Source organism: Cereibacter sphaeroides 2.4.1, assembly GCF_000012905.2.
Classification (GTDB): Bacteria; Pseudomonadota; Alphaproteobacteria; order Rhodobacterales; family Rhodobacteraceae; genus Cereibacter_A; species Cereibacter_A sphaeroides.
Genome location: NC_007493.2, coordinates 3,140,114 through 3,161,967, shown reverse-complemented (window position 1 = coordinate 3,161,967; position 21,854 = coordinate 3,140,114). Strand labels below are relative to the sequence as shown.

Sequence of the window (21,854 nt, the reverse complement as noted above, 5' to 3'; positions counted from 1 at the left end):
GCGCTTCCCGCTTCCCGAGGCTTAGCCATGACCGCCAACGCTCCGATCACCCAGGACGTGATGACCCTGCCGCGCAAGCTGCCCGAGGGCGGCCCCGTGAACATCGTGGGCCTCACGCGCGAGGAGCTTCTGGCCGCCCTCGTGGCTGCGGGCACGCCCGAGCGGCAGGCGAAGATGCGGGCGGGTCAGGTCTGGCAGTGGGTCTATCACTGGGGCGTGCGCGACTTCGCGCAGATGACGAACCTCGCCAAGGACTATCGCGCGCTCCTCGCCGAGCATTTCGCCATCGTCCTGCCCGAGGTCGTCACCCGGCAGATCTCGGCGGACGGCACGCGGAAATATCTCATCCGGATCGCGGGCGGGCACGAGGTCGAGACGGTCTACATCCCCGAGGAAGGCCGTGGCACGCTCTGCGTCTCCTCGCAGGTGGGCTGCACGCTGACCTGCTCCTTCTGCCACACCGGCACGCAGAAGCTGGTGCGCAACCTGACGGCGGCCGAGATCGTGGGCCAGCTCATGCTCGTGCGCGACGATCTCGGCGAATGGCCCGAGCGGGGTGCACCGAAGGACGAGACGCGGCTGGTGTCGAACCTCGTGCTGATGGGCATGGGCGAGCCGCTCTACAATTTCGAGAATGTGCGAAACGCGATGAAGGTGGTGATGGATGGCGAGGGCCTCTCGCTCTCGCGCCGGCGGATCACGCTTTCCACTTCGGGCGTCGTGCCCGAGATCGCCCGCACCGCCGAGGAGATCGGCTGCCAGCTTGCCATCTCGTTCCACGCCACGACCGACGAGGTGCGCGACATTCTCGTGCCGATCAACAAGCGCTGGAACATCCGCACGCTTCTCGACAGCCTGCGCGACTATCCGCGCCTGTCCAACTCCGAGCGGATCACCTTCGAATATGTCATGCTCGACGGGGTGAACGACACGGATGCGGATGCCCGGCGGCTGGTGAAGCTGATCTCGGGGATCCCCTCCAAGATCAACCTGATCCCCTTCAACGAATGGCCGGGCGCGCCCTACCGCCGCTCGACGCCCGAGCGGATCGCGGCCTTCGCCGACATCATCTACAAGGCCGGCTACGCCTCGCCGATCCGCACCCCGCGCGGCGAGGACATCATGGCGGCCTGCGGCCAGCTCAAGTCCGCGACCGAGCGGGCCCGCAAGAGCCGGGCCCAGATCGCCGCCGAAACCGGCCTCTGATCGGGCCGGCGGCCGTGATCCTCCCCAACCCGCTCGCCCGCCGGCTGTTCCTGCATCTCCACGCCCTTGCCGAGCCGCCCACCGGCCCGGCCAAGGGCGAGGCGCTGCTGGCGCTGATCGACCGTCTGGGCTTCGTCCAGATCGACAGCATCTCGACCGTCGCCCGCGCCCATCACATGATCCTCTTCGCGCGGAGGCAGGCCTACCGGCCCGAGGCGCTCGACCGTCTGCTCGCGCAGCGCCACCTGTTCGAACACTGGACCCATGATGCGGCGGTGATCCCCGCCCGCTTCTTCCCCTTCTGGCACCACCGCTTCCGCCGCGACCGGCCGCGGCTGCTGGCCCGCTGGCGCGGCTGGCAGCGCGAGGGGTTCGAGGAGCAGTTCGATGCGGTCCTCGCGCGGATCGCCGAAAGCGGGCCGGTCTCGGCCGCCGAAGTGGGCGAGGAGGAAGAGCGCGGCACCGGCGGCTGGTGGGACTGGCATCCGTCGAAGGCCGCCTTGGAATATCTCTGGCGGGTGGGCGAGCTTTCCATCACGCGCCGCGACTCGTTCCGCAAGGTCTACGATCTGACCTCCCGCGTCATCCCGTCCGGGTGGCTCGCGATGGATCCGGGCGACGCCGCCACGATCCACTGGGCCTGCTCCGAGGCGCTGGACAGGCTCGGCTTCGCCACCTCGGGCGAGTTGGCCGCCTTCTGGGCCGCCGCCAGCCCCGCCGAGGCGCAGGCCTGGTGTCACGATGCGCTCGCGCGCGGCGAGATCGTGGAGGTCCGCGTCGAGGGGGCCGACGGCAGCCTCCGGCGCAGCTACGCCCGCCCGGAGGTGGCCGCGCTGGCCGAGGCCGCGCCCGATCCCTCGCCGCGGCTGCGAATCCTGTCGCCCTTCGATCCGGTGCTGCGCGACCGGGCCCGCGCCGAACGGCTGTTCGGCTTCCGCTACCGGATCGAGGTGTTCGTGCCCGAGGCCAAGCGCACCTACGGCTATTACGTCTTCCCGATCCTCGAGGGCGACCGGCTGATCGGCCGGATCGACATGCGCGCCCACCGCGAGAGCGGCAGCCTGCGCGTGCGCGCGCTCTGGCCCGAGGCGGGGGTGCGGCTCGGCTCGCGGCGGCTCGGGCGGCTCGGGGCCGAGCTCGACCGTCTGGCGCAGTTCGCGGGCTGCGATCAGGTGAAGTTCGAGCCGGACTGGCTGCGCGAGACGCTGCCCGAGGGGAGCGTCGCCGGAGACTAGCGGCAGGTTGCCCTCAGGTGCGCCGCGGAGGCCTCTACGCCGCAGGGCGGCTCACGGCCTTCGTCGCTCGAGCCGCGCGCCATGGCCCCGCCGCGGTTTCTCGCCCTCAGGGCCGGCGGCGCGCCAGAACCGGCCCCTCACCGGCCGCGGCGATCCGGGCGATGGCGGCCTCCGTCTCCTCCTCGATCACCCCCATCACATACCCCGTGGCATGGATCATGCGCTGCGCATCGATGGCCATGGCGACATGGCCCTTCCAGAACAGAAGGTCTCCCGCCTGCAGGTCGCCGGAAACCTCAGTGCCGACCGTCTGCTGCAGGTCACTGTCGCCGGGACAGTCCATCCCGCAGGCCAGAAGCGCTGCCTGCGCGAGACCCGAGCAATCGATGCCCGCCCGGCTGTTGCCCCCCCAGAGATAGGGCGTGCCGTGAAAGAGCCGCGCCACGGCCACGGGGTCGGAATGGAGCCGATCCAGCGGCCACAGATGGCAGGCGGGAACCCAACCCATTGTCGTCTGCAGAAAATTTCGCGCTTCGCCAATGACAGTCAACCGCGCGCCGAAGCTGAGGGCGGCGATCTCATGCGCCTGCACCCGCGGTTCGGGATAGAGATGAGTCGCGGGCACTGCCACGCGGTGGGTGGCCGTCTCTGGCGCTGCAAGCGCGGCCTCGGGCAGCCAGCCGCAATAGCCGTCCTTGGCGGCGCGGCCGAAGGCATGGCCCTCGCGCCGGTCGATCACGAGGAAATCCTCGCCCAGCAGGAGCTGCCGGTCCCGCGGGCCATCCGGACGGGCGAGGAGATCCACGACCGGCAGGCCGATCCGCGCGGGCGTGCCATCGGTGAAGCGCGGGGCCGCCACCTGCCCCTTCAGCGAGACATGAGCCACCTCGCCGCTGCAGGGGGTCGTCCGGCGGTCCATCACAGATCCAGCATCCGCGGCAATGCCGTGAGGATCGCGCGCGCCCCCTGCCCCACACCGCCCTTCGGCCGTGCCGGCGCATCGGCGGGCGTGTGCCCGTAGATGTCGAAATGCATGTAGCGCGGGTTCTCGACGAAGCGGCGCAGGAAGAGCGCGGCCGTGATCGAGCCCGCGAAGCCGCCCGACGGGGCATTGTCCAGATCCGCGATGCCGGGCTCGATCAGGGCCTCGTAGGGTTCCCAGAAGGGCAGGCGCCAGACCGGATCGCAGGCGGGGCCCGCCGCCGATTGCAGCGCCGCCGCCAGATCCTCGTCATCGGTGTAGAAGGGCGCGAGATCCGGGCCCACCGCCACCCGGGCGGCCCCGGTCAGCGTGGCCATCGAGACGATGAGATCGGCCTCTTCCTCATCGGCCAGCGCCAGCGCATCGGCGAGGATGAGCCGCCCCTCGGCATCGGTGTTGTTCACCTCGACCGTCAGCCCCTTGCGCGAGGTCAGGATGTCCTTCGGGCGCATCGCATTGCCGGATATGGCATTTTCCACCGCCGGCACCAGCACGCGCAGCCGCACCGGCAGCTCGAGCGCCATGATCATCTGCGCGAGCCCCATGACGGTGGCGGCCCCGCCCATATCCTTCTTCATCAGGAGCATGCCGGTCGAGGGCTTGATGTCGAGCCCGCCCGTGTCGAAGCAGACGCCCTTGCCCACCAGCGTGACGCGCGGCCCGCGCTCGCCCCAGCGCATCTCCAGCAGGCGCGGCGCGCGGGTCGAGGCGCGGCCCACGGCATGGATCATGGGCAGGTTGCGGTCGAGGAGCTTGTCGCCGCGGATCACCGCGGTCTCGGCGCCGAACCGGTCGGCCAGGGCAAGGAAGGCGTCCTCCAGCTCCTGCGGCCCGAGATCGGAGGCGGGGGTGTTGATGAGATCGCGGGTCAGCGCCTCGGCCTCGGCCATGGCCATGAGCCGCGCGCCGTCGCAGCCCGCGGGCAGCTTCAGGCGCGCCTTCGGAAACTTCGCCGCGCTGCGGTAGCGCGTGAAGGCATAGGCGGACAGAAGCCAGCCCAGAGCCGCCTCGCCGGCCGCTTCGGGCGAGAGATCTCCCTCGAGATGCCAGTCGCCTTCCGGCAGGGCGGCAAGACCGCGGGCGAGGCCGAAGCGGCTGCGGGCGCGGGCCTTGGCCGTGCCCGAGCCGAGAACGGCCGCCGCGACGCCGCCCTCCGCGTCCGGCAGCAGGCGCAGCTCACCCAGCGAGGCCTCGAAACCGGTGGCGGCAAGCCAGGCGCCCTCGGCCTCGGTCCGGCCGCCGAGCCAGTCGGCCAGCGCGTCGGACGCAACGACATGGACCGGGCGCGAGGCCGCGGCGGGATCGGCAAAGGAAAGGGGCATGGCTCGTTCCGGAAGGCTGAATAATCCCGGCGAGCCTAGCCGTTCCGGCGCCACCCGCAAGCCCCGCCGGTCAGAGGCTGAGGTCGAGCAACTCCTTGTCGGAGGCCAGCGACCGCTCTGCCACCCGGAGGAGGCGCGCCCAGATCGCGGCAAAGGCCGTCATGTCGCCCAGCTCGACGGCGCCGCGTGCATCTGCCGCAACGAGGCCCAAGCTGACCATCCCGAGGTTCTCGCACATGCGCTGCAGCCGCCGCAGACGCCGCGGGATCTCGGCCCGATCGCGCATCCTGACCTGATGCGAAAGCGCGGCGATGGTCATCGCCAGCTCCGCAAAGGCACGATTCACGATCTGCTCGGCAGCCTTCGTGCCCATTTCGCGATACATGGCGGCAATGGGCTCCGCATCCTGCCGCACGCGATCCACCGGCCTCAGGGCCATTATCATGCAGGTCATCTCACCTGTCCCCCTACACACCCGAGACGAGCCTGCGTCGGGGCGCTGAACAAAAGGTTGCGGTGCCCCGAAAAAAATCCCTCGAATTTTCCCCGGCCGCCCCCTATTCAAGCGCGTGGACCTGACTGAGGACGACGCAATGCACAATGCGAGGCCGCTTCCGAACTACCTTGTCCAGCGTTTCCACGGCTGGCGTGCCACCACCTTCGCCGACAACAAGTCCTGGTATCGCCGGCTCTCCGAGAGCGGGCAGCATCCGCGCGCCATGGTGATCTCCTGCTGCGACTCGCGCGTGCATGTCACCTCGATCTTCGGCGCGGACGAGGGCGAATTCTTCATCCACCGCAACATCGCCAATCTGGTGCCGCCCTACAGCCCCGACGGGAAGCAGCACGGCACCTCGGCCGCGGTCGAATATGCGGTCACAGCGCTCGGTGTGGCCCATATCGTGGTGCTCGGCCATTCCAACTGCGGCGGCGTCAAGGGCTGCCACGACATGTGCTCGGGCAAGGCGCCGCAGCTCGAGGAAACCTCGAGCTTCGTCGGCCGCTGGATGGACATCCTGCGCCCCGGCTACGAGCGGGTGAAGGATCTGCCCGAGGAGGAGCGCGTCACCGCGCTGGAGAAGGAGGCCGTGCTGGTCAGCATCGGCAACCTGATGACCTTCCCCTTCGTGCGCGAGGCGGTCGAGCGCGAGGTGCTGACGCTGCACGCGCTCTGGACCCACATCGGCGAGGGATCGCTCGAGCAATACACGCCCGGACAGGGCTTCGTGCCGGTCTGAAGACGAAAGCCCGCGGCAGGTGCGCCTGCCGCGGGCTTCACGGTCTCGGAGGAAGCGGGGCCCGCGACGCGGCCCCGTCCCGATCTCAGCCCTTCTTCAGGCAGCGGTTGCCCAGAACCTCGGCGATCTGCACCGCGTTCAGCGCGGCGCCCTTGCGCAGGTTGTCGGACACGCACCAGAGGTTCAGCCCGTTGTCGAGGGTCGAATCCTGCCGGATGCGGCTGATGTAGGTGGCATAATCGCCCACGCATTCGACCGGGGTGATGTAGCCGCCGGCCTCGCGCTTGTCGACGACGAGCACGCCCGGAGCCTCGCGCAGGATGTCGCGCGCTTCCTCTTCGTCGAGGAAATCCTCGAACTCGATGTTGATCGCCTCGGAGTGGCCCACGAACACCGGCACCCGCACGCAGGTCGCCGTGACCTTCACCTTCGGATCGAGGATCTTCTTGGTCTCGGCCACCATCTTCCACTCTTCCTTGGTGGAGCCGTCTTCCATGAAGCTGTCGATGTGCGGGATCACGTTGAAGGCGATCTGCTTGGTGAACTTCGAGGGCTCGACCTCCTGACCCGGGACGTAGATGCCCTTGGTCTGGTTCCAGAGCTCGTCGATGCCGGCCTTGCCCGCGCCCGAAACGGACTGGTAGGTCGAGACGACGACGCGCTTGATCCTGGCCCGGTCGTGCAGCGGCTTCAGCGCCACGACCATCTGCGCGGTCGAGCAGTTCGGGTTGGCGATGATGTTCTTCGCCTTGTAGCCCTCGATCGCATCGGCGTTCACTTCCGGCACGATCAGCGGCACCTGCGGGTCGTAGCGGTAGAGCGACGAGTTGTCGATCACGACGCAGCCCGCGGCCGCGGCCTTCGGCGCATAGATCTTGGTCGCGTCCGAGCCCACCGCGAACAGCGCGATATCCCAGCCGGTGAAGTCGAATGTGTCAAGGTCCTTGGTGGTCAGGGTCTTGTCGCCGAAGCTCACTTCGGTGCCGAGAGATTTGCGGCTCGCCAGAGCGGCAATCTCCTCCACCGGAAACTCGCGCTCGGCGAGGATGTTCAGCATTTCACGGCCCACGTTGCCCGTGGCACCCGCGACGACGACCCTGTAGCCCATCGGGGACCCCTCTTCTCATGTCGGAATGACGCGCCCCCATAGCGCACCGGGGGTCACGGGGAAAGCGGAATCGGGCCGGAGAGGCTTGTGGACAAGGGGGTGCGCTGCGCGGGACCCACCCTGCGGGCTCAGCCCGGGGATCCGCGCAGCGTGAAGCGCGGGTCGCTCTCGAGCAGGGCCTGCACGAAGCGGGCCTCGGCGCCGAAATCGTGCGGCACCTGCGCGGCGGTCCGGCTCCCCGTGAGCGACAGGCTGGCGAAGAAATCGAAACCGTAGAGCGTGACCGAGGCCGCGCGGCTCCGCGCCAGAAGGTCGATCATCATGAGCCCGGTCGAGGGCGGCGCGCCCAGCCGACGCTTCAGATCCTCGTAGTCCGCGCGGGAGTGGAGGTAGAAGCCCCGGCGGCTCGCCACATGCCACGGCAGCCGCTTGCGTTTGGGCGACATCCAGAGGGTGAGCCGCGGCGCAAGCCGATCGAGCGCCTCGGCCTGAAGCGAAGTGGCGAGCGCCAGCGCATCCGTCCGCGTGCCGTGGCTGGCCGCGGCCGGCATCGGCGCGCGGTTCAGCCGGATCACGAGGTCCGCCTCGTCGATCTCGGGGCCGAAGGCCGCCTGCGACAGGCTGCGCGCATTGCCGACCAGCGCGATCCGTTCGGTGGCGAAGCGGGCAAGCAGCGCTTCCTCCGGCAGCGAGAGGGCCGCCAGCGGCGCCTCGCGGCGGAAGGTGCGGGCGAAGAGAAATCCGAGCCGCGTCATGCAAGAAGCCTCCGGTAGAGCGCGACGAGGGCCGCCGCCTCATCCTCGATGCGGAACCCCTTGAGGGTGCGCGCCCGGGCGGCCTCGGCCATCCGGCCGCAAAGGGCGGCATCGTCGAGGAGCGCCGCCACCTCCGCCACCATCGCCGCGAGATCGCCCGGGGGCACGAGCCGCCCCGTGTCCGCGCTCACCAGCTCCTCGAAGGCGCCGACGCGGGTCGCCACCACCGGCACGCCACAGGCCATCGCCTCGAGCGGCGTGAGCCCGAAGCCCTCCCACCGCTGCGGCGCCACATAGAGATCGAGCGCGCGATACCAGTCGGGCATCCGATCCACCGTGACCTCGGGCCGGAACAGGATGCGCTGGCCCAGCCCCGCCGCCTCGACCTCGCGGCGGAGCCCGTCGAGAAACGCCTGATGCTCGCCCACCGCGCGCCCCATCACCACCGCAGCCACGCCCGGCCGCTCGGGCAGGAGCCGCATCATGGCATGAACGAACACATCCGTGCCCTTCTGCGCCCGGATCCGGCCATAGCAGCCCACCAGCACCGCCTCGGGCAGGCCCAGCCGCGCCCGCACCTCGGCCCGGTCGCCGGGGCGGAACGTGTCGGTGTCGATCCCGTGCAGGATCACCTCGGCGGGCCGCTCGAGATAGGAGGCCGTCCGGCGCGAGGTGGCGACCAGCGCATCCATCCGCCCGATCAACCAGCGCGTATAGCCCGTGTGCCGGCGCTGCGAGGCCGATGTGAAGAGAAGCTTCAGCCGCCGGCGCAGCAGATGGCGCAGCGCGATGCCCAGCAGCATCTCGGTGTTGCGCCGGGCGTGCCAGACCCGCCAGCGGTCGCGCGGCAGGAACGGCAGGCGCCAGAGCGGCAGGTGCGGAAGGTCTGCGGGCAGCCCCGGGCCGGTGGCCGCGATGCCGATCAGGCGCGCCTGAACCGGCACCAGCCGCGCGATGGTGGCCGTCACCCCCGAGAGGCGACGCTTGAGGTTGGGCGCGATGACCTCGATCCGATCCGGCTGCACTGGCATGGTGTCCCTCCGAGGCTCTGGTTAGCGCAGAGCACGGCGGACGGAAAGTCAGTCCGTCCGGTCGCGGCTGACCGCATAGATCGCGCAGCCGGCAAGGATGAAGAGCGCGAAGAACAGGAAGAGCGCGGCATAGGGCGCGGCGGGCGGCACCGGAGCCACCGATCCGTGGACCGCGCCGGTGGCGAACTGCATGAGGCCGGGCGAGGCGATCCCGAAGAAATTGAGCAGCGTCACCCCCCGCCCGGTCAGGTGCGGCGGCACGAAGGCGCGACCGTGGGCGATGACCATCGGGAAGGAGGCGCCGAAGAAGCCGATCCCCGCGAAGAGCAGAAGCGCGGGCCAGCCGCCCGTCGCAGGCCAGGCCCAGAGCGCGAGCAGGCACAGGGCGGTCAGGAGATTGCCGCCGAGGATCAGCCCCTTGCGGGTGCCGAGCAGGCGGTCGAGCGGCCCGTAGGCGAAGCTGCCCGCCACCATGGCAAGGCCCATGACCAGCGTCGCGCGCCCGATCTCGGCCGGGGCCGCGCCGAAGGCGTCGGCATAATAGGGCCCGATCCAGAGCCCGCGTAGGCCCGCGGCGGGCGCGTAGCAGACCACCATCATCGCGAGCACGGGCCAGAGCGCGGGCATCCGCATGAGATCGAGCATCGAGCCTCGGGCCGGGCCCTCCACGCGGGCCGGATCGCGGACGAGGATCCCGATCGCCGCGGCGGCAGCGAGCGTCACGCCCGCCAGCGCCATCAGCGTCTCGCGCCAGCCGAAGGTCTCGACCGCCCAGGCAAGCGGCACCGAGCCCGCGATATTGCCGAGGCTGCCGATCCCCACCACGGCCGCGGCAAGCGTGCCGAAGAGGGCCGGGCTGAAGCTGCGCGCGAAGATATAGTAGCTCGCCATCAGCACGGGCGAGCAGCCGATGCCGATCAGCGCCATGGCGGCCATCAGGGCCCCCGGCCCCTCGGCCTGCGCGAAGACGAGCGCCCCGCCCGCCCCGCCCGCGCCGAGGAGCACCATGGAGGTGAGCCGCGGCCCGATCCGGTCGAGCGCCCAGCCCACCGGGAACTGCATCAGCGCGAAGGCCAGAAACCAGATGCCCGAGGCGGCCGCCAGATCCTCGGCCGAAACTCCGAGCTCGGCCTTCAGCGTGGGGGCGAGCACCGCGAGGAAGGCGCGGTAGAACTGGCTCAGCACATAGGCCAGCACGAGGCAGGCAATCCCGGCGCGCATCACGTCTCCTCCCGCTCGCGGGTCCGAGGTATATCCGCCGCCGCGGACAGGGCAAGAGTCCGTGCCGTTCGCGCTTCGCGGATGGCAGCCGGTCAGGCCGGCTGCAGCGCGGGGCTGCGGGTCTCGCGGATGGGCAGGTGAACGATGGCTGAGAAGGCGCCGACACCCACGCCGATCCACCAGACCATCGTATAGTCGCCGGTCATGTCATACATCCGCCCGCCCAGCCAGACACCCATGAAGCTGCCGAGCTGGTGGCTGAGGAAGACGAACCCGTAGAGCGTGCCCATGTAGCGCAGACCGTAGAGATGGGCCACGAGCCCGCTCGTGAGCGGCACGGTCGCGAGCCAGAGCGCGCCCATGCTGAGGGAGAAGAGAAGGACCGTGGTGGGCGTCATCGGCACGAGGATGAAGAGCGCGGCCGCCAGCGTGCGCCCGGTGTAGATCGCGGCCAGCAGATATTTCTTCGAGTAGCGCTTGCCGAGCCAGCCTGCGGTGATCGTGCCCACGATGTTGGCCAGCCCGATCAGCGAGATCGCCAGTGCGCCCAGCGCCGAGGTGGTGGTGATCCCCAGCGCCGCCAGCGGGCCGCGCGGATCGATCGCCCCGCACATCTCCGTCACGAAGGCGGGGAAGTGCGCGGTGATGAAGGCCAGCTGATAGCCGCAGGAGAAGAAGCCCACGAAGATCAGCGTATAGGACGGATCGCGGAAGGCCCGTCTGAGCACCGTGCCGAGCGACTCCTCGAGCTCGGCCTTCGTCGCGGTGACCGGCGCACGCATGAAGGGCAGCGCAAAGAGCGCGGCAAGGATGACGCCCGCGAAGATCACGAACACTGTCTGCCAGCTGTAGAAGCCCAGCAGGATCTCGGCCGCGGGCGCCCCGAAGACCTGCCCCGCCGACCCCGCAGCCGTGGCGATGCCGAGCGCCAGCGAGCGATGCTCCGGCGCCGTGGCCCGTCCCACCACCGCAAGGATCACGCCGAAGCCCGTGCCCGCGATCCCGAACCCCACCAGCACCTCGAGGAACTGATGCTGGAGCGGCGTCACGGCGAAGCTCGAGAGCACGAGACCCGCCGCATAGGTCAGCGCGCCCGCGACGATGGCCCGGCGGTCGCCGAACTTCTCGGCCAGCATCCCGAAGATCGGCTGGCCGATGCCCCAGGCGAGGTTCTGGATGGCGATGGCCATCGAGAAGTCGGACCGCGGCCAGTCGAACTCCTCGGCGATGGGGATCTGGAACACGCCGAAGCTGGCGCGGATCGCAAAGCCCAGCATCAGGACGATGCAGCCCGAGATCAGGACGGGCGTGAAGATCGGAGATTTGGTCATGGGAGATCCGGGCGGACTTAAGGGCGGGCGCAGAGCCTGCTCCGGCCCATGTCGCCGCGTCAAACGGTATTTTCTGATGTTTCGTGTCAGGATCCGTTATGAGACCTCGCCGGGCAACCCCGCCGCCTCGGGCGGCGGGGGCGAGGCAGAGCCCATCTTCAGGGGAAGGCGGCCACAGCGCGCGCATCGTCCGCAGGTCTTCTTCTGCCGGATCGCCGATGCGGGTTCGGGACCGCACCCCATCCCTGTCGCGCTGGAAGGCTTCGTCGGATCCGTCTGCCCCGGGCCTCCGAAGGCAGCACCAGCCAGGACTGGCATCGGGAGGAGACTGGCGTGGCTTTGGATGGACAGGAAACGGACCGCCCGACAGGCCGCCGGCAAGGTGCGGAGGCCTGTCGGAGGGGAACCGCTGCCGCGGGCTGTCGCTTGATGGGGGGAGGCAAGAGGACGAGGAGGCAGCATGTCGGACTGGTGGCGCGGGTCGGTGACCTATCAGATCTATCCCCGCTCGTTTCAGGATTCCGACGGCGACGGCGTGGGCGACCTGCGCGGCATCATCGAGCGGCTCGACCATGTGGCCTGGCTCGGGGCCGATGCGATCTGGCTCTCGCCGATCTTTCCCTCGCCCATGGAGGACATGGGCTACGACGTGTCGGACTACACCGCCATCCACCCGCTCTTCGGCTCGATGGAGGATTTCGACGCGCTCCTCGCTCGCGCGCACGAGCTTGGGCTGAAGGTCATCATCGACCAGGTGCTCAGCCATTCCTCCTCGGCCCATCCGTTCTTCCGCGAGAGCCGGCGGAGCCGCGACAATCCCAAGGCCGACTGGTATGTCTGGGCCGACGCGCAGCCCGACGGCAGCCCGCCGAACAACTGGCTGTCGGTCTTCGGCGGCTCGGCCTGGGAATGGGATGCGCAGCGGCGGCAGTATTACCTGCACAACTTCCTGATCTCGCAGCCCGACTTCAACTTCCACAATCCCGAGGTGCAGGACTGGCTGCTCGACCAGATGCGCTTCTGGCTTGATCGGGGCGTGGACGGCTTCCGTCTCGACACGGTGAACTTCTACTTCCATGACGCCGAGCTCAGGTCGAACCGGCCGAACCCGCAGAACGGGCCGATCCCGCCGGTCAATGCCTACGACATGCAGGACCATGCCTTCTCGAAGTCGCGGATCGAGAATATCGCCTTCCTCCTCAGGATGCGGAAGCTGCTCGACGACTACCCGGACAGGGCGATGGTCGGCGAGGTGGCCGACGGGCTGCGCGGCCTTGCGATCATGGCCGAATATACCAGCGGGACCGACCGGCTGCACATGGCCTACACGTTCGAGATGCTCTCGCGCACCTTCACCGCCGGGCATTTCCGCAGCCGGATCGAGGAGTTCTTCGCCACCGCACCGCAGGGCTGGCCCTGCTGGGCCTTTTCCAACCACGATGTGGTGCGCCATGCGACGCGCTGGGCCGGCCACGGGGCCGAGGACGATGTGGCGCGGCTCGCGGCGGCCATGCTCCTGTCCTTCGAGGGCTCGGTCAGTCTCTATCAGGGCGAGGAGCTGGGCCAGACAGAGACCGAGCTGCTCTATGAGGAGCTGACCGATCCGCCGGGCCTCCGGTTCTGGCCCGAGGAGAAAGGGCGCGACGGCTGCCGCACGCCGATGGTCTGGGACGACGGGCCCGCGGGCGGCTTCACCACCGGCACGCCGTGGCTTCCGGTGAAGCCGCCGCAGCTGGCGCGCAACGTGGCGTCGCAGAAGGGCATCCCCGGCTCGCTGCTGGAGACCTACCGGGCGCTCCTGCAGTTCCGCCGGAGCCAGCCCGCGCTGATCCGCGGCCGCAGCCGGTTCTTCGACCTGCCGGAGCCGATGCTGGGCTTCACCCGGACGCTCGACGGCCAGTCGCTCGCCTGCTTCTTCAACCTCGGCATCGAGCCGGTCTCGGCGACCCTGCCGGGCCATGGCGGGCTGATCGGCCCGGCACAGGCCGCCGTGCTCGAGGGCGACCGCCTTACCCTCGGGGCGAACGGCTATGCCTTCCTGCCCGCTCCGGAGGATGCCAGCGTCAGCTGACCCACGGCGGCGGCGAGCCCGCCCAGCGTGCAGGCCGCGGCCGGGAGAAGGCGCGCCTGCACGCCCTGCGCGGCAAGCGCTGCGCCATAGCGGGCGGCGAGCGCCTCCTCGCCCACCAGCACGACCGGCTGGCCCAGCCAGTAGCTGCGCGCGCCCACGAGCTCGAGCCCGATCAGCAGCCCCGACAGCCGCGCCCGCGCCGTGGCGGGAGGCAGGTCCTGCAACAAAGCCTCGGCCCGGAGGCCGAAGAGCTTTGCGCCGAGTTTCTGGGGGTGGGACATGCCGTCCGACACGGCGGCGAGGAAGGCCTCGTCGTCCCAGCCCTCGGCGGCAAGCCCGTGGCGCAGCACCGAGCGCTCCGAAAGAAGGGCGAAAAGCTCTCCGGTCAGGAAGCTGCGGAAGCTCACCACCTCGCCGGCCGAGACCTGCGCCCATTTGGAATGGGTGCCGGGAAGGCAGATCACCCCGTCGAACGATCCGAGCAGCGCCAGCGCGCCCGCGATCTGCGTCTCCTCGCCGCGCATCACATCGGCGGGCTTCGCCTGCGCGAGCCCCGGCACGATGCGGACGGCGATCCGCGGATCCTCCGACGGCACCGGCACCAGCGCCTGCGGATCGACCGGCGCGCAGGGCAGCCTGCGGTAGGGCACTTCCTGCCAGCCCTGCCGCGCGCCGGCCATGCCGCAGATTACGACTTGCACCGCAGGCCCGTCGCTAAGCCAGAGGCCGATCAGCCGCAGGAGCGCCGCCTCGAACCCGCCCACAGCGATCTGCCCCATGCCCTCGTCCGACCGGGCCTCGGCCAGCACGCCCTCCGCCCCCATCGCCCAGACGCGCAGGCGGCTCGTGCCCCAGTCGGCGGCGATCCAGCCGGGCCTCATCCCGTTACCACCACGCCGCCGTCGATCACCAGCGCCTGCCCCGTCATCATCCGCGAGGCCTCCGACGCGAGGAACAGCACGCCCCCCACGATATCGGCGGGCACCAGCGCCTCCTTCAGGCACTGGCGGTCGAGATGGGCCTGCAGCCCGTCCTCGGTCACCCAGAGATCCTTCTGCCGCTCGGTCAGCACCCAGCCCGGCGCCAGCGCATTGACCCGGATCCGGTCGGGCCCGAACTCGCGCGCGAGGCTGCGGGTCAGGCCGTTGATGCCCGAATTGGCGGTCGTGTAGGCCGGATAGCCCGCATTGCCCATCATGTAGGAGATCGAGGAGAAGTTGATGATCGAGCCGCCGCCCGCAGCCTTCATCCCGGGAATGACGGCCTGCGCGGCGAAGAAGTAATGCTTGAGGTTCACCGCCTGTGCGCGGTCCCAGTAGTCCTCCGTCACCTCGGCCGTGGTGTGACGGTCGTCGTGGGCGGCAGCATTCACGAGAACCTGGATCGGCCCCTGCCGCTCGGCCACCTCGGCGAGCGCCTGCCGCAGCGCCGGAATGTCGGTCACGTCGCAGGGCAGGAACAGCGGTCGCGCGCCGGTCTCGGCCTCCATCCGGTCGCAGAAGGCGGTGGCGTCGGAGCGCTGGACGAAGGCCACCTGCGCGCCCTGCCGCAGGAAGCCCTCGGTCAGCGCAGCCCCGATGCCCGAACCGCCGCCGCTGAGGAAGACCGACGCCCCCTTCAGGTCGGGGAAGACGGGATGGGCGGCGGGTGTGTCTGTCATGGGGAAACCTCCGGTCGGGGGAGCGGCCGCGGAGCAAGGGCCCGGGCCAGAGGACGCCCGCGCGGGGCGCCGTTGCCGCATCTTGTCGCCCGAGGCCGCGGCGGGCGTCAAGGCTGCTGCGGTGCGGCCTCCATTGACCTCGGGGCGCGCACTCCTTAGCCCTTGGCGAAAGAAGTGTTAACGGAGGCAGGGATGCGTCCCCAGACCGAAGCCCTGATCGTCATCGACGTGCAGAACGACTTCTGCCCGGGCGGCGCGCTCGCCGTCGCCGGAGGGGACGCGATCATCCCCCGGATCAACGCGCTCCTGCCCGAGTTCGGCGCGCGCATCTTCACGCAGGACTGGCATCCGGCAGACCATTCCTCCTTCGCTTCCACCCACGAGGCGGTGCCTTTCTCTCTGATCGAGATGCCCTACGGGCCGCAGGTGCTCTGGCCCACCCATTGCGTGCAGGGCACGCGCGGCGCCGAGTTCCATCCCGCGCTCGAGACGGCGCCGGCCGATCTCGTCCTCCGCAAGGGCTTCCGTCGCGACATCGACAGCTACTCGGCCTTCTTCGAGAACGACCGCACCACCCCCACCGGCCTCGAGGGCTACCTGCGCAGCCGCGGGATCGAGGCGGTGACGCTCGCGGGCCTCGCCACCGACTTCTGCGTGGCCTATTCCGCGCTCGATGCGGCCCGGCTGGGCTTCCGGGTGACGGTGCTGGAAGGCGCCTCGGCCGCCATCGACCTCAACGGATCGCTCGCCGCGATCAAGGCGCAGATGGCCGAGGCCGGCGTCGCGCTGGAGCCCTGACATGGTCGATATCGCCACCCGCGTCTACAATCACAAATGGAAGATCGATCCGATCGTCCGCTCGCTGATCGACACCGACTTCTACAAGCTCCTGATGTGCCAGTCGGTGTTCCGCAACAGGCCGGACACGGTGGTGCGCTTCAGCCTCATCAACCGCACCTCCTCGGTGCGGCTGGCCGAGCTGATCGACGAGGGCGAGCTGCGCGAACAGCTCGACCATATCCGCACGCTGAGCCTGTCGCGCGGCGAGAGCACCTTCCTGCGCGGCAACACCTTCTACGGCAAGCGCCAGATGTTCCGCCCCGACTTCATGGAGTGGTTCGAAAACCTGCGGATGCCCCCCTACCATCTGGAGAAGCGCGACGGGCAATACGAGCTGACCTTCGAGGGCAAGTGGCCCGAGGTCATGCTGTGGGAGATCCCGGCATTGGCCGTGCTGATGGAGCTGCGCTCGCGCGCGGTGCTGGCCACGATGGGGCGGTTCGAGCTGCAGGTGCTCTATGCCCGCGCCATGACCAAGCTCTGGGAGAAGATCGAGCGGCTGAAGCGGATCGAGCGGCTGAAGATCGCGGATTTCGGCACCCGGCGGCGGCATTCCTTCCTCTGGCAGGACTGGTGCGTGCAGGCGATGATCGAGGGGCTGGGCGATGCCTTCACCGGCACCTCGAACTGCCTGATCGCCATGCGGCGCGAGGTCGAGGCCATCGGCACCAATGCCCACGAGCTGCCGATGGTCTATTCCGCCCTGGCCACGACGGACGAAGACCTCGCCCGCGCGCCCTATCAGGTGCTGGCCGACTGGCACGAGGAGCATGACGGCAACCTCCGCATCATCCTGCCCGACACCTACGGCACCGAAGGCTTCCTCGCCCGCGCGCCGGACTGGCTCTCGACCTGGACGGGCATCCGCATCGACTCGGGCGACCCGGCCCAGGGCGCCGAGACCGCGATCCGCTGGTGGCAGAGCCGGGGCGAGGATCCGCGCCGCAAGCTCGTGATCTTCTCGGACGGGCTCGATGTCGAGAAGATCGAGGAGCTGCACCGCCAGTTCCACGGCCAGGTGAAGGTCAGCTTCGGCTGGGGGACGATGTTCACCAACGATTTCCGCGGCCTCGTGAAGGACGATGCGCTGGCCCCCTTCAGCCTCGTCTGCAAGGCGGTGGCGGCGGACGGACGGCCCACGGTGAAGCTCTCGGACAATCCGCTGAAGGCGATGGGTCCCGCCGACGAGATCGCGCGCTACAAGCGCGTCTTCGGCGTGGGCGATCAGGTGGCCTACGAAGTGCAGGTCTGAGACGGGCCTCAGCTCTCCTCGTCGCTCACCCGGCCGCGCCCGGCCTTCACGTCGCTGCGGATCGACTTGGCGGCGAGCCTGCGGCGCTGGCTGCCGAGCGTGGGTTTCGTCGCGATCCGCCGCTTCGGCGCGACCAGCGCCGCGCGCACCATCTCGGCCAGCCGCTCGCGCGCCAGCTCGCGGTTGCGCTGCTGGCTGCGCGTCTCTTCCGCCCGGATGACGATGGCGCCCTCCTGCGTCCAGCGCCGACCCGCCAGCCGCTTCAGCCGCGCCTTGACCGCGGGCGACAGATGCGGCGACCGCTCGGCCTCGAAGCGCAGTTCGACGGCCGTCTCGACCTTGTTGACGTTCTGCCCCCCCGGCCCCGACGAGCGCGAAAAGCTCTCGGTCAGTTCCCAGTCGGCGAGCGTGATCTGATCGGTGATGCGCAGCATGAAAGGGGCCTATCGCGGGCGCCGGCCCTCCGCAACGGGCCGCGCCCTACGAGAAAGGGCCGCCACGAGGGGCGACCCTTTCCGAGATCCAAGGAGATGAGCCAGTTAGGAGCTAGCCCAACCACCGGTGCGTTCAAAGAGGGGCTGCCCTCAGAAAACACCCCCGATGGCTGTCCCGACACGTCTCTCCAATATCACTCTAGACACTGGATCACCTCCTTTCAAATGGTTGCCGATAAGGGGAAAGGTGGCACAGATCTGGTGTTTGTCAAATGATGATTACGCAACGTCTGCGGTCATCCGCCTGACAATGATGCGGAACGGCAGGAGTGCCACCAAAGCGAGCAGAAGCTTGATGGACCAGTCCGCGACGGCCAGCGAAAGCCAGAGCGGAGCCTCGGGCCCTGCGCCCAGTAGCGGCAGGATCTCGTTCGCCCAGGACACGTCGTTCGAAGGTTCCAGCCAGACGAGCGCCGCCGAAAAGGCGGTGCCGAAGAAGATCAGCGTATCGAGGCTGGAGCCCACGAGCGTCGAGATCAGCGGCGCCTGCCACCAGCCGCGCGCATGGCGCATCCGGTCGAAGACGGTCACGTCGAGCATCTGGGCCACGAGGAAGGCAAGCCCCGACCCCAGCGCGATGCGCAGCGTGACGAGCGGGCCGAACTCGCCCTGGATCTGCGTGCCGATCAGCGAGCAGACGATGCCGGTGGCAAAGCCCGCCAGCACCACGCGGCGCGCGGCGGCGGCGCCCCGGAAGCGGTTCGTGAGGTCGGTCACGAGGAAGGCCAGAGGATAGGTGAAGGCGCCCCAGGTCAGCCACTGGCCGAACAGGAACTGAACGAGGATGTTCGAGGCCACCACGATGGCGGCCATCGCCAGAATGGCGGGGATCAGGCTGCGGGTCATGTCTTTTCCGTTTTGACAAGGTCGCGGAGACTTGGCCCCCGTCCGGGGACAGCGCGGCCTACTCCCGCAGGGGGCCGCCTGTCAATCGCGGAGGCGCAGCTCGACCAGCTCGGTCCGGAGCAGGAACAGGAAATTGTCGTCGGCGACGAGGCTCAGGACCGTGCCGCCGCCGGGATCGCGCCAGACCGAGATCCCCTCGAGATTGCCGAACCGGCCCGAGCGGGTCTCGAACACCGTCTCTTCGGCGGTAATCCCCTCGGGGCCGAGGGTGAAGCGGCGCACGCGGCTGGCAAAGCCCAGAAGGCCGCGGAACCGCCGCTCGAGCACATAGAGCCGGCCATCGGGGCCGAAATCCGCGCCGACGATCAGAAAGGAGCCGCGGCGGGGCACGGCGAAGGGCTGGGTCCAGACCCCGTTCTGATAGCGATAGACCGGGAAGGGCCGCGTGGCGCTGCCCGACCGTTCGGGCAGGGTGTAGATCGCGCCCCCGGCATCGATGGCCAGCGCTTCGAGCGCGCTGTTCCTCTGCATCAGGGCGAAATCGGGATGCACGGGCAGGTTCTCGGCCGGGCCCGACAGGTCGCGGTAGCGCAACACCCGGGCCGCGCCCTCGAACGAGACATAGGCAGTGCCGTCCCGCGCAAGGGCGAGCCCCTCGCTGTCGTTGCGCCGCCGCGCCAGAGGCTCCTCGCCGCGGCCGCGCAGAAGGCGCATCGGCTCGGTCCGAATGTCGAGGATCCGGCCCTCGGCGTCGCGGATCACTTGTCCGCGCGTCCAGGCCCCCCGGTCCGACAGAACCGTGACCGAGCGGCCGTCCTCCGACATCTCGAGGGCCGAGAGCCCGCCGAACAAAGGATCCTCGGCGGTCCAGACGAAGCGCGTGACCCCGTCGCCCGGTGTGTCCGCACTGCCGCCGAGCGCAAGGCCCAGCACGAGCCCCGCGATCAGCGCGAGGCGAGGACTTCGCGGCATTGGGCGGGAAGATCGGAAAGCGTGTAGTCGCGCGCGCCCTTGGGCCGCGGGCCCGACGGCTTCTTCGGCGGCGACTTGGGCGGGTTCAGATAGTCCGTCACCCACCAGGTCAGGGTCTCGTCGCAGCCGTCGCCGCCCTTCGAGAGCTCGGCCACCGTGGGCGTCTGCGTCTGGCAGGCCACCGCGCCGCGCGGGCATTTCAGGCGGATGTGGAAATGGGTGTCGTGCCCCGGCACCGGGCGGATCTTCTGCAGCCAGGCCCGGTCGGCGCGGGTCGCGGTCTTGCACATCTCGAGCTTCACGGCAGCGGCCACGAAGATCCGGTCCACGCGGTCGTCGGAGGCGGCCGAGCGCAGGAGCGTGTGGTGCGCCCGCGTCCAGTTCGCGGTGACGCTGCGCTGGTCGGCCGAGCGGACGGGGATCGAGGAGATCCGCTCGCGGTCCGCCACCGTCAGGTCGAGCCTCCGCGGCGGCAGCATCCAGACATCCGCATCGAGGCCGATCTGGTGGCTGGCATGGCCCGAGGTCATGGGCCCGCCGCGCGGCTGGCTGATGTCGCCGACATAGAGCCCCGCCCAGCCGATCTGCCGCGCCGCCACGGACAGCGCCTGCAGGAACTCGATCATCTCGGGATGGCCCCAGGCCCGGTTGCGCGACAGGCGCATCACCTGCCACGTCGGCCCGCTCTCGGGCATCTGCACGAGCCCCGCCGCGCAGCCCCGGTTGTAGCTGCCGATCGGCATGGGCGCATGGCGCGAGGGGCCGGTCTGCGCCCCGAACAGCTTGTTGGCCTTGGGTTCGGCCTGAACGCCCGTGGCCATCCCCAGAGCGAGGAGGAAGGAGAGAATGCGTATCATGTCACTGCCCGTTGTTCGCCGCCCGGTTTCACCCAGACTAGCAGAACGAGCCCCGCAAGGAAGAGAAGGATCAGCGGAGCGATGCCCGCGCGCTGCGATCCGCTGAGGCCGGTGGCGAGCGCGATCAGGAACGGCGCGAGGAAACTCGTGACCTTGCCGGACAGAGCGTAGATCCCGAAGGCCTCGGTCGCGCGCTCGGGCGTGGTGTGGCAGGCCATCAGCGTGCGGCTCGCGGCCTGAAGCGCCCCGCCTGCGCCGCCGATCAGCGCGCCGCAGCCGAAGAAGATCAGATCGGGCAGGCGCGAGCCCTCGGGCAGCGGCTGGCCGAAGAGGCTCTCGCGCGCGGTGCCGACGATCAGGATGCAGACCGCCGTCAGAAGCAGGATGCAGACGGCGATCACGGGCTTCGGGCCGAAGCGGCGGTCGGCGCGCCCTCCTGCCCACGAGGCGACGGTGGCCGTCACCGCGCCCACCACGCCGAAGACGCCGATCTGGATGATGCTCCAGCCGAGCACGCCCGAGGCATAGACGCCGCCGAACCCGTAGAGCGCGTTCAGCGCGTCGCGATAAAGGAGCGACGAGGCGAGATAGGCCGCGAGGCTCCGCCGCCGGGGCAGGCTTTTCAGGAAGCTGCCGAGCCGGCCCAGAGCCGCGCCGAACCGGACAGGGCTGCGCGGCAGGGCGGGCTCGCGCACCCACAGGAAGAAGGGCACCATGAAGACCGCATACCAGAGGGCGGTGAAGGGTCCCACGGCGCGCGTGCCCTCGCGCAGCTCCGGGTCGAGGCCGAAGGCCGGTGGAAGGCCGATGAGGGTCCGCCCGGTCTGCGCGCTCTCGGCCAGAAAGAGGAGCATCAGCGCCAGGGCCAGCACGCCGCCCAGATAGCCGAAGGCGAAGCCCGAGCCCGAGATCTCGCCGATCCGGTCGCGGGGCCCGAGCGAGGGCAGGAGCGCATTGGTGAAGATGGTCGCGAATTCCATCCCCACGAAGCCCAGCCCGAAGCAGACCAGCGCCCAGACGAGGCCGTCTCCGCCGTGCGCCAGCGCCCAGAGCCCCGCCGAGCCCAGGATGTAGAAGGCCGAAAAGCCCCAAATCCAGACGAGCCTGCGCCCGCCCGCATCCGCGACGGCCCCGAGAAGCGGCGCGAGCAGCGCCACGACAAGGCTGGCCGCGCCGAGGCCGGTGGCCCAGAGCGACTGCGCCGCCGCGCCCGCGGCCACGGCGTCCATGCCTTCGGCCAGATAGCGCCCGCGCGCCACCTCGGCAAAATAGGGTGCGAAGACGAAGGTCAGGAGGAGGGTGCTGTAGGGCTGGCTCGCCCAGTCGAAGAAATACCAGCCCCATATGCGAAGTCGCGCGCGTGCCATGGCCCCTCCGTGGATCGCGCGGATGAAGCCCGAAATGCGTCCCCGACGCAACCCGAGGCTCCGGGC

The 21,854-nt window shown here is 69.6% G+C and carries 21 protein-coding genes; 6 read left to right on the top strand and 15 right to left on the bottom strand.

The window, feature by feature from the left end; genetic code table 11:
* The first annotated feature begins 27 nt into the window (after window positions 1-27).
* Complete coding sequence (gene rlmN / locus RSP_RS15295; protein WP_002721983.1) at window positions 28-1,206, top strand: 23S rRNA (adenine(2503)-C(2))-methyltransferase RlmN; 1,179 nt, start codon at window positions 28-30, stop codon at window positions 1,204-1,206.
* A 14-nt stretch (window positions 1,207-1,220) separates the two neighbouring features.
* Window positions 1,221-2,441, top strand: coding sequence for a winged helix-turn-helix domain-containing protein (locus tag RSP_RS15290; RefSeq protein ID WP_011338923.1), 1,221 nt, complete (start codon window positions 1,221-1,223; stop codon window positions 2,439-2,441).
* A gap of 106 nt (window positions 2,442-2,547) precedes the next feature.
* Here RSP_RS15290 and RSP_RS15285 read toward each other — a convergent pair whose 3' ends face one another.
* The 3 genes from RSP_RS15285 to RSP_RS15275 all read right to left on the bottom strand — a co-directional run bounded on the left by RSP_RS15285 (window position 2,548) and on the right by RSP_RS15275 (window position 5,199).
* The gene (locus RSP_RS15285; protein WP_017140018.1) at window positions 2,548-3,360 is read right to left on the bottom strand and encodes a C40 family peptidase; all 813 of its coding nucleotides are present in this window, start codon (window positions 3,358-3,360) and stop codon (window positions 2,548-2,550) included.
* Window positions 3,360-4,745 carry a leucyl aminopeptidase family protein gene (locus RSP_RS15280; RefSeq protein ID WP_017140017.1) on the bottom strand — a complete coding sequence of 462 codons (1,386 nt, stop codon included), beginning with the start codon at window positions 4,743-4,745 and terminating at the stop codon, window positions 3,360-3,362. The genes RSP_RS15285 and RSP_RS15280 overlap by 1 nt, the downstream gene beginning before the upstream one ends.
* Window positions 4,746-4,815: 70 nt before the next feature.
* A complete protein-coding gene (locus tag RSP_RS15275; RefSeq protein ID WP_011338920.1) occupies window positions 4,816-5,199 on the bottom strand; it encodes a hypothetical protein in 384 nt (127 codons plus the stop codon).
* Between the two features lie 139 nt (window positions 5,200-5,338).
* Here RSP_RS15275 and RSP_RS15270 point away from each other — a divergent pair, with 139 nt between their 5' ends.
* Complete coding sequence (locus tag RSP_RS15270; RefSeq protein WP_002721974.1) at window positions 5,339-5,983, top strand: carbonic anhydrase; 645 nt, start codon at window positions 5,339-5,341, stop codon at window positions 5,981-5,983.
* An 85-nt stretch (window positions 5,984-6,068) separates the two neighbouring features.
* Here RSP_RS15270 and RSP_RS15265 read toward each other — a convergent pair whose 3' ends face one another.
* From RSP_RS15265 to RSP_RS15245, 5 genes are all read right to left on the bottom strand, one after another.
* Window positions 6,069-7,091, bottom strand: coding sequence for an aspartate-semialdehyde dehydrogenase (locus tag RSP_RS15265; RefSeq protein ID WP_002721972.1), 1,023 nt, complete (start codon window positions 7,089-7,091; stop codon window positions 6,069-6,071).
* A 128-nt stretch (window positions 7,092-7,219) separates the two neighbouring features.
* A complete protein-coding gene (locus RSP_RS15260) occupies window positions 7,220-7,846 on the bottom strand; it encodes a glycosyltransferase family 29 protein (RefSeq protein ID WP_011338918.1) in 627 nt (208 codons plus the stop codon).
* Entirely contained in the window at window positions 7,843-8,877 is a 1,035-nt protein-coding gene (locus tag RSP_RS15255; RefSeq protein ID WP_011338917.1) for a glycosyltransferase family 4 protein, read from the bottom strand. The genes RSP_RS15260 and RSP_RS15255 overlap by 4 nt, the downstream gene beginning before the upstream one ends.
* Window positions 8,878-8,925: 48 nt before the next feature.
* Window positions 8,926-10,098 carry an MFS transporter gene (locus RSP_RS15250; protein WP_009563408.1) on the bottom strand — a complete coding sequence of 391 codons (1,173 nt, stop codon included), beginning with the start codon at window positions 10,096-10,098 and terminating at the stop codon, window positions 8,926-8,928.
* A gap of 92 nt (window positions 10,099-10,190) precedes the next feature.
* Window positions 10,191-11,429 (bottom strand): MFS transporter, encoded by a 1,239-nt coding sequence (locus RSP_RS15245; RefSeq protein WP_009563407.1) that lies wholly within the window; start codon window positions 11,427-11,429, stop codon window positions 10,191-10,193.
* 460 nt (window positions 11,430-11,889) lie between these two features.
* Between RSP_RS15245 and RSP_RS15240 the strand changes: the two genes are divergently transcribed.
* On the top strand, window positions 11,890-13,500 hold the full coding sequence (locus RSP_RS15240; RefSeq protein ID WP_011338916.1) for an alpha-amylase family glycosyl hydrolase: 1,611 nt from the start codon (window positions 11,890-11,892) through the stop codon (window positions 13,498-13,500).
* On the opposite strand, the gene RSP_RS15235 is transcribed toward RSP_RS15240, so the two are convergent.
* Complete coding sequence (locus RSP_RS15235; RefSeq protein WP_011338915.1) at window positions 13,458-14,381, bottom strand: 2-dehydro-3-deoxygalactonokinase; 924 nt, start codon at window positions 14,379-14,381, stop codon at window positions 13,458-13,460. The genes RSP_RS15240 and RSP_RS15235 overlap by 43 nt on opposite strands.
* Complete coding sequence (locus RSP_RS15230; RefSeq protein ID WP_011338914.1) at window positions 14,378-15,160, bottom strand: SDR family NAD(P)-dependent oxidoreductase; 783 nt, start codon at window positions 15,158-15,160, stop codon at window positions 14,378-14,380. The genes RSP_RS15235 and RSP_RS15230 overlap by 4 nt, the downstream gene beginning before the upstream one ends.
* Before the next feature lie 192 nt (window positions 15,161-15,352).
* Here RSP_RS15230 and pncA point away from each other — a divergent pair, with 192 nt between their 5' ends.
* Both pncA and pncB read left to right on the top strand, forming a co-directional pair.
* A complete protein-coding gene (pncA, locus tag RSP_RS15225; protein WP_011338913.1) occupies window positions 15,353-15,958 on the top strand; it encodes a bifunctional nicotinamidase/pyrazinamidase in 606 nt (201 codons plus the stop codon).
* A gap of 1 nt (window position 15,959) precedes the next feature.
* Entirely contained in the window at window positions 15,960-17,252 is a 1,293-nt protein-coding gene (gene pncB / locus RSP_RS15220; protein WP_011338912.1) for a nicotinate phosphoribosyltransferase, read from the top strand.
* Between the two features lie 8 nt (window positions 17,253-17,260).
* Here pncB and arfB read toward each other — a convergent pair whose 3' ends face one another.
* From arfB to RSP_RS15195, 5 genes are all read right to left on the bottom strand, one after another.
* Window positions 17,261-17,686, bottom strand: a complete 426-nt coding sequence (arfB, locus tag RSP_RS15215) for an alternative ribosome rescue aminoacyl-tRNA hydrolase ArfB (RefSeq protein WP_002721956.1) — start codon at window positions 17,684-17,686, stop codon at window positions 17,261-17,263.
* A 279-nt stretch (window positions 17,687-17,965) separates the two neighbouring features.
* Window positions 17,966-18,592, bottom strand: a complete 627-nt coding sequence (locus RSP_RS15210) for a queuosine precursor transporter (RefSeq protein ID WP_011338911.1) — start codon at window positions 18,590-18,592, stop codon at window positions 17,966-17,968.
* 81 nt (window positions 18,593-18,673) lie between these two features.
* Window positions 18,674-19,564, bottom strand: coding sequence for an esterase-like activity of phytase family protein (locus RSP_RS15205; protein WP_017140016.1), 891 nt, complete (start codon window positions 19,562-19,564; stop codon window positions 18,674-18,676).
* Window positions 19,537-20,421, bottom strand: coding sequence for a penicillin-insensitive murein endopeptidase (gene mepA / locus RSP_RS15200; protein WP_002721953.1), 885 nt, complete (start codon window positions 20,419-20,421; stop codon window positions 19,537-19,539). Before mepA ends, RSP_RS15205 begins: the two co-directional genes overlap by 28 nt.
* Window positions 20,418-21,788 (bottom strand): MFS transporter, encoded by a 1,371-nt coding sequence (locus RSP_RS15195; protein WP_011338909.1) that lies wholly within the window; start codon window positions 21,786-21,788, stop codon window positions 20,418-20,420. Before RSP_RS15195 ends, mepA begins: the two co-directional genes overlap by 4 nt.
* Between the last annotated feature and the right edge of the window lie 66 nt (window positions 21,789-21,854).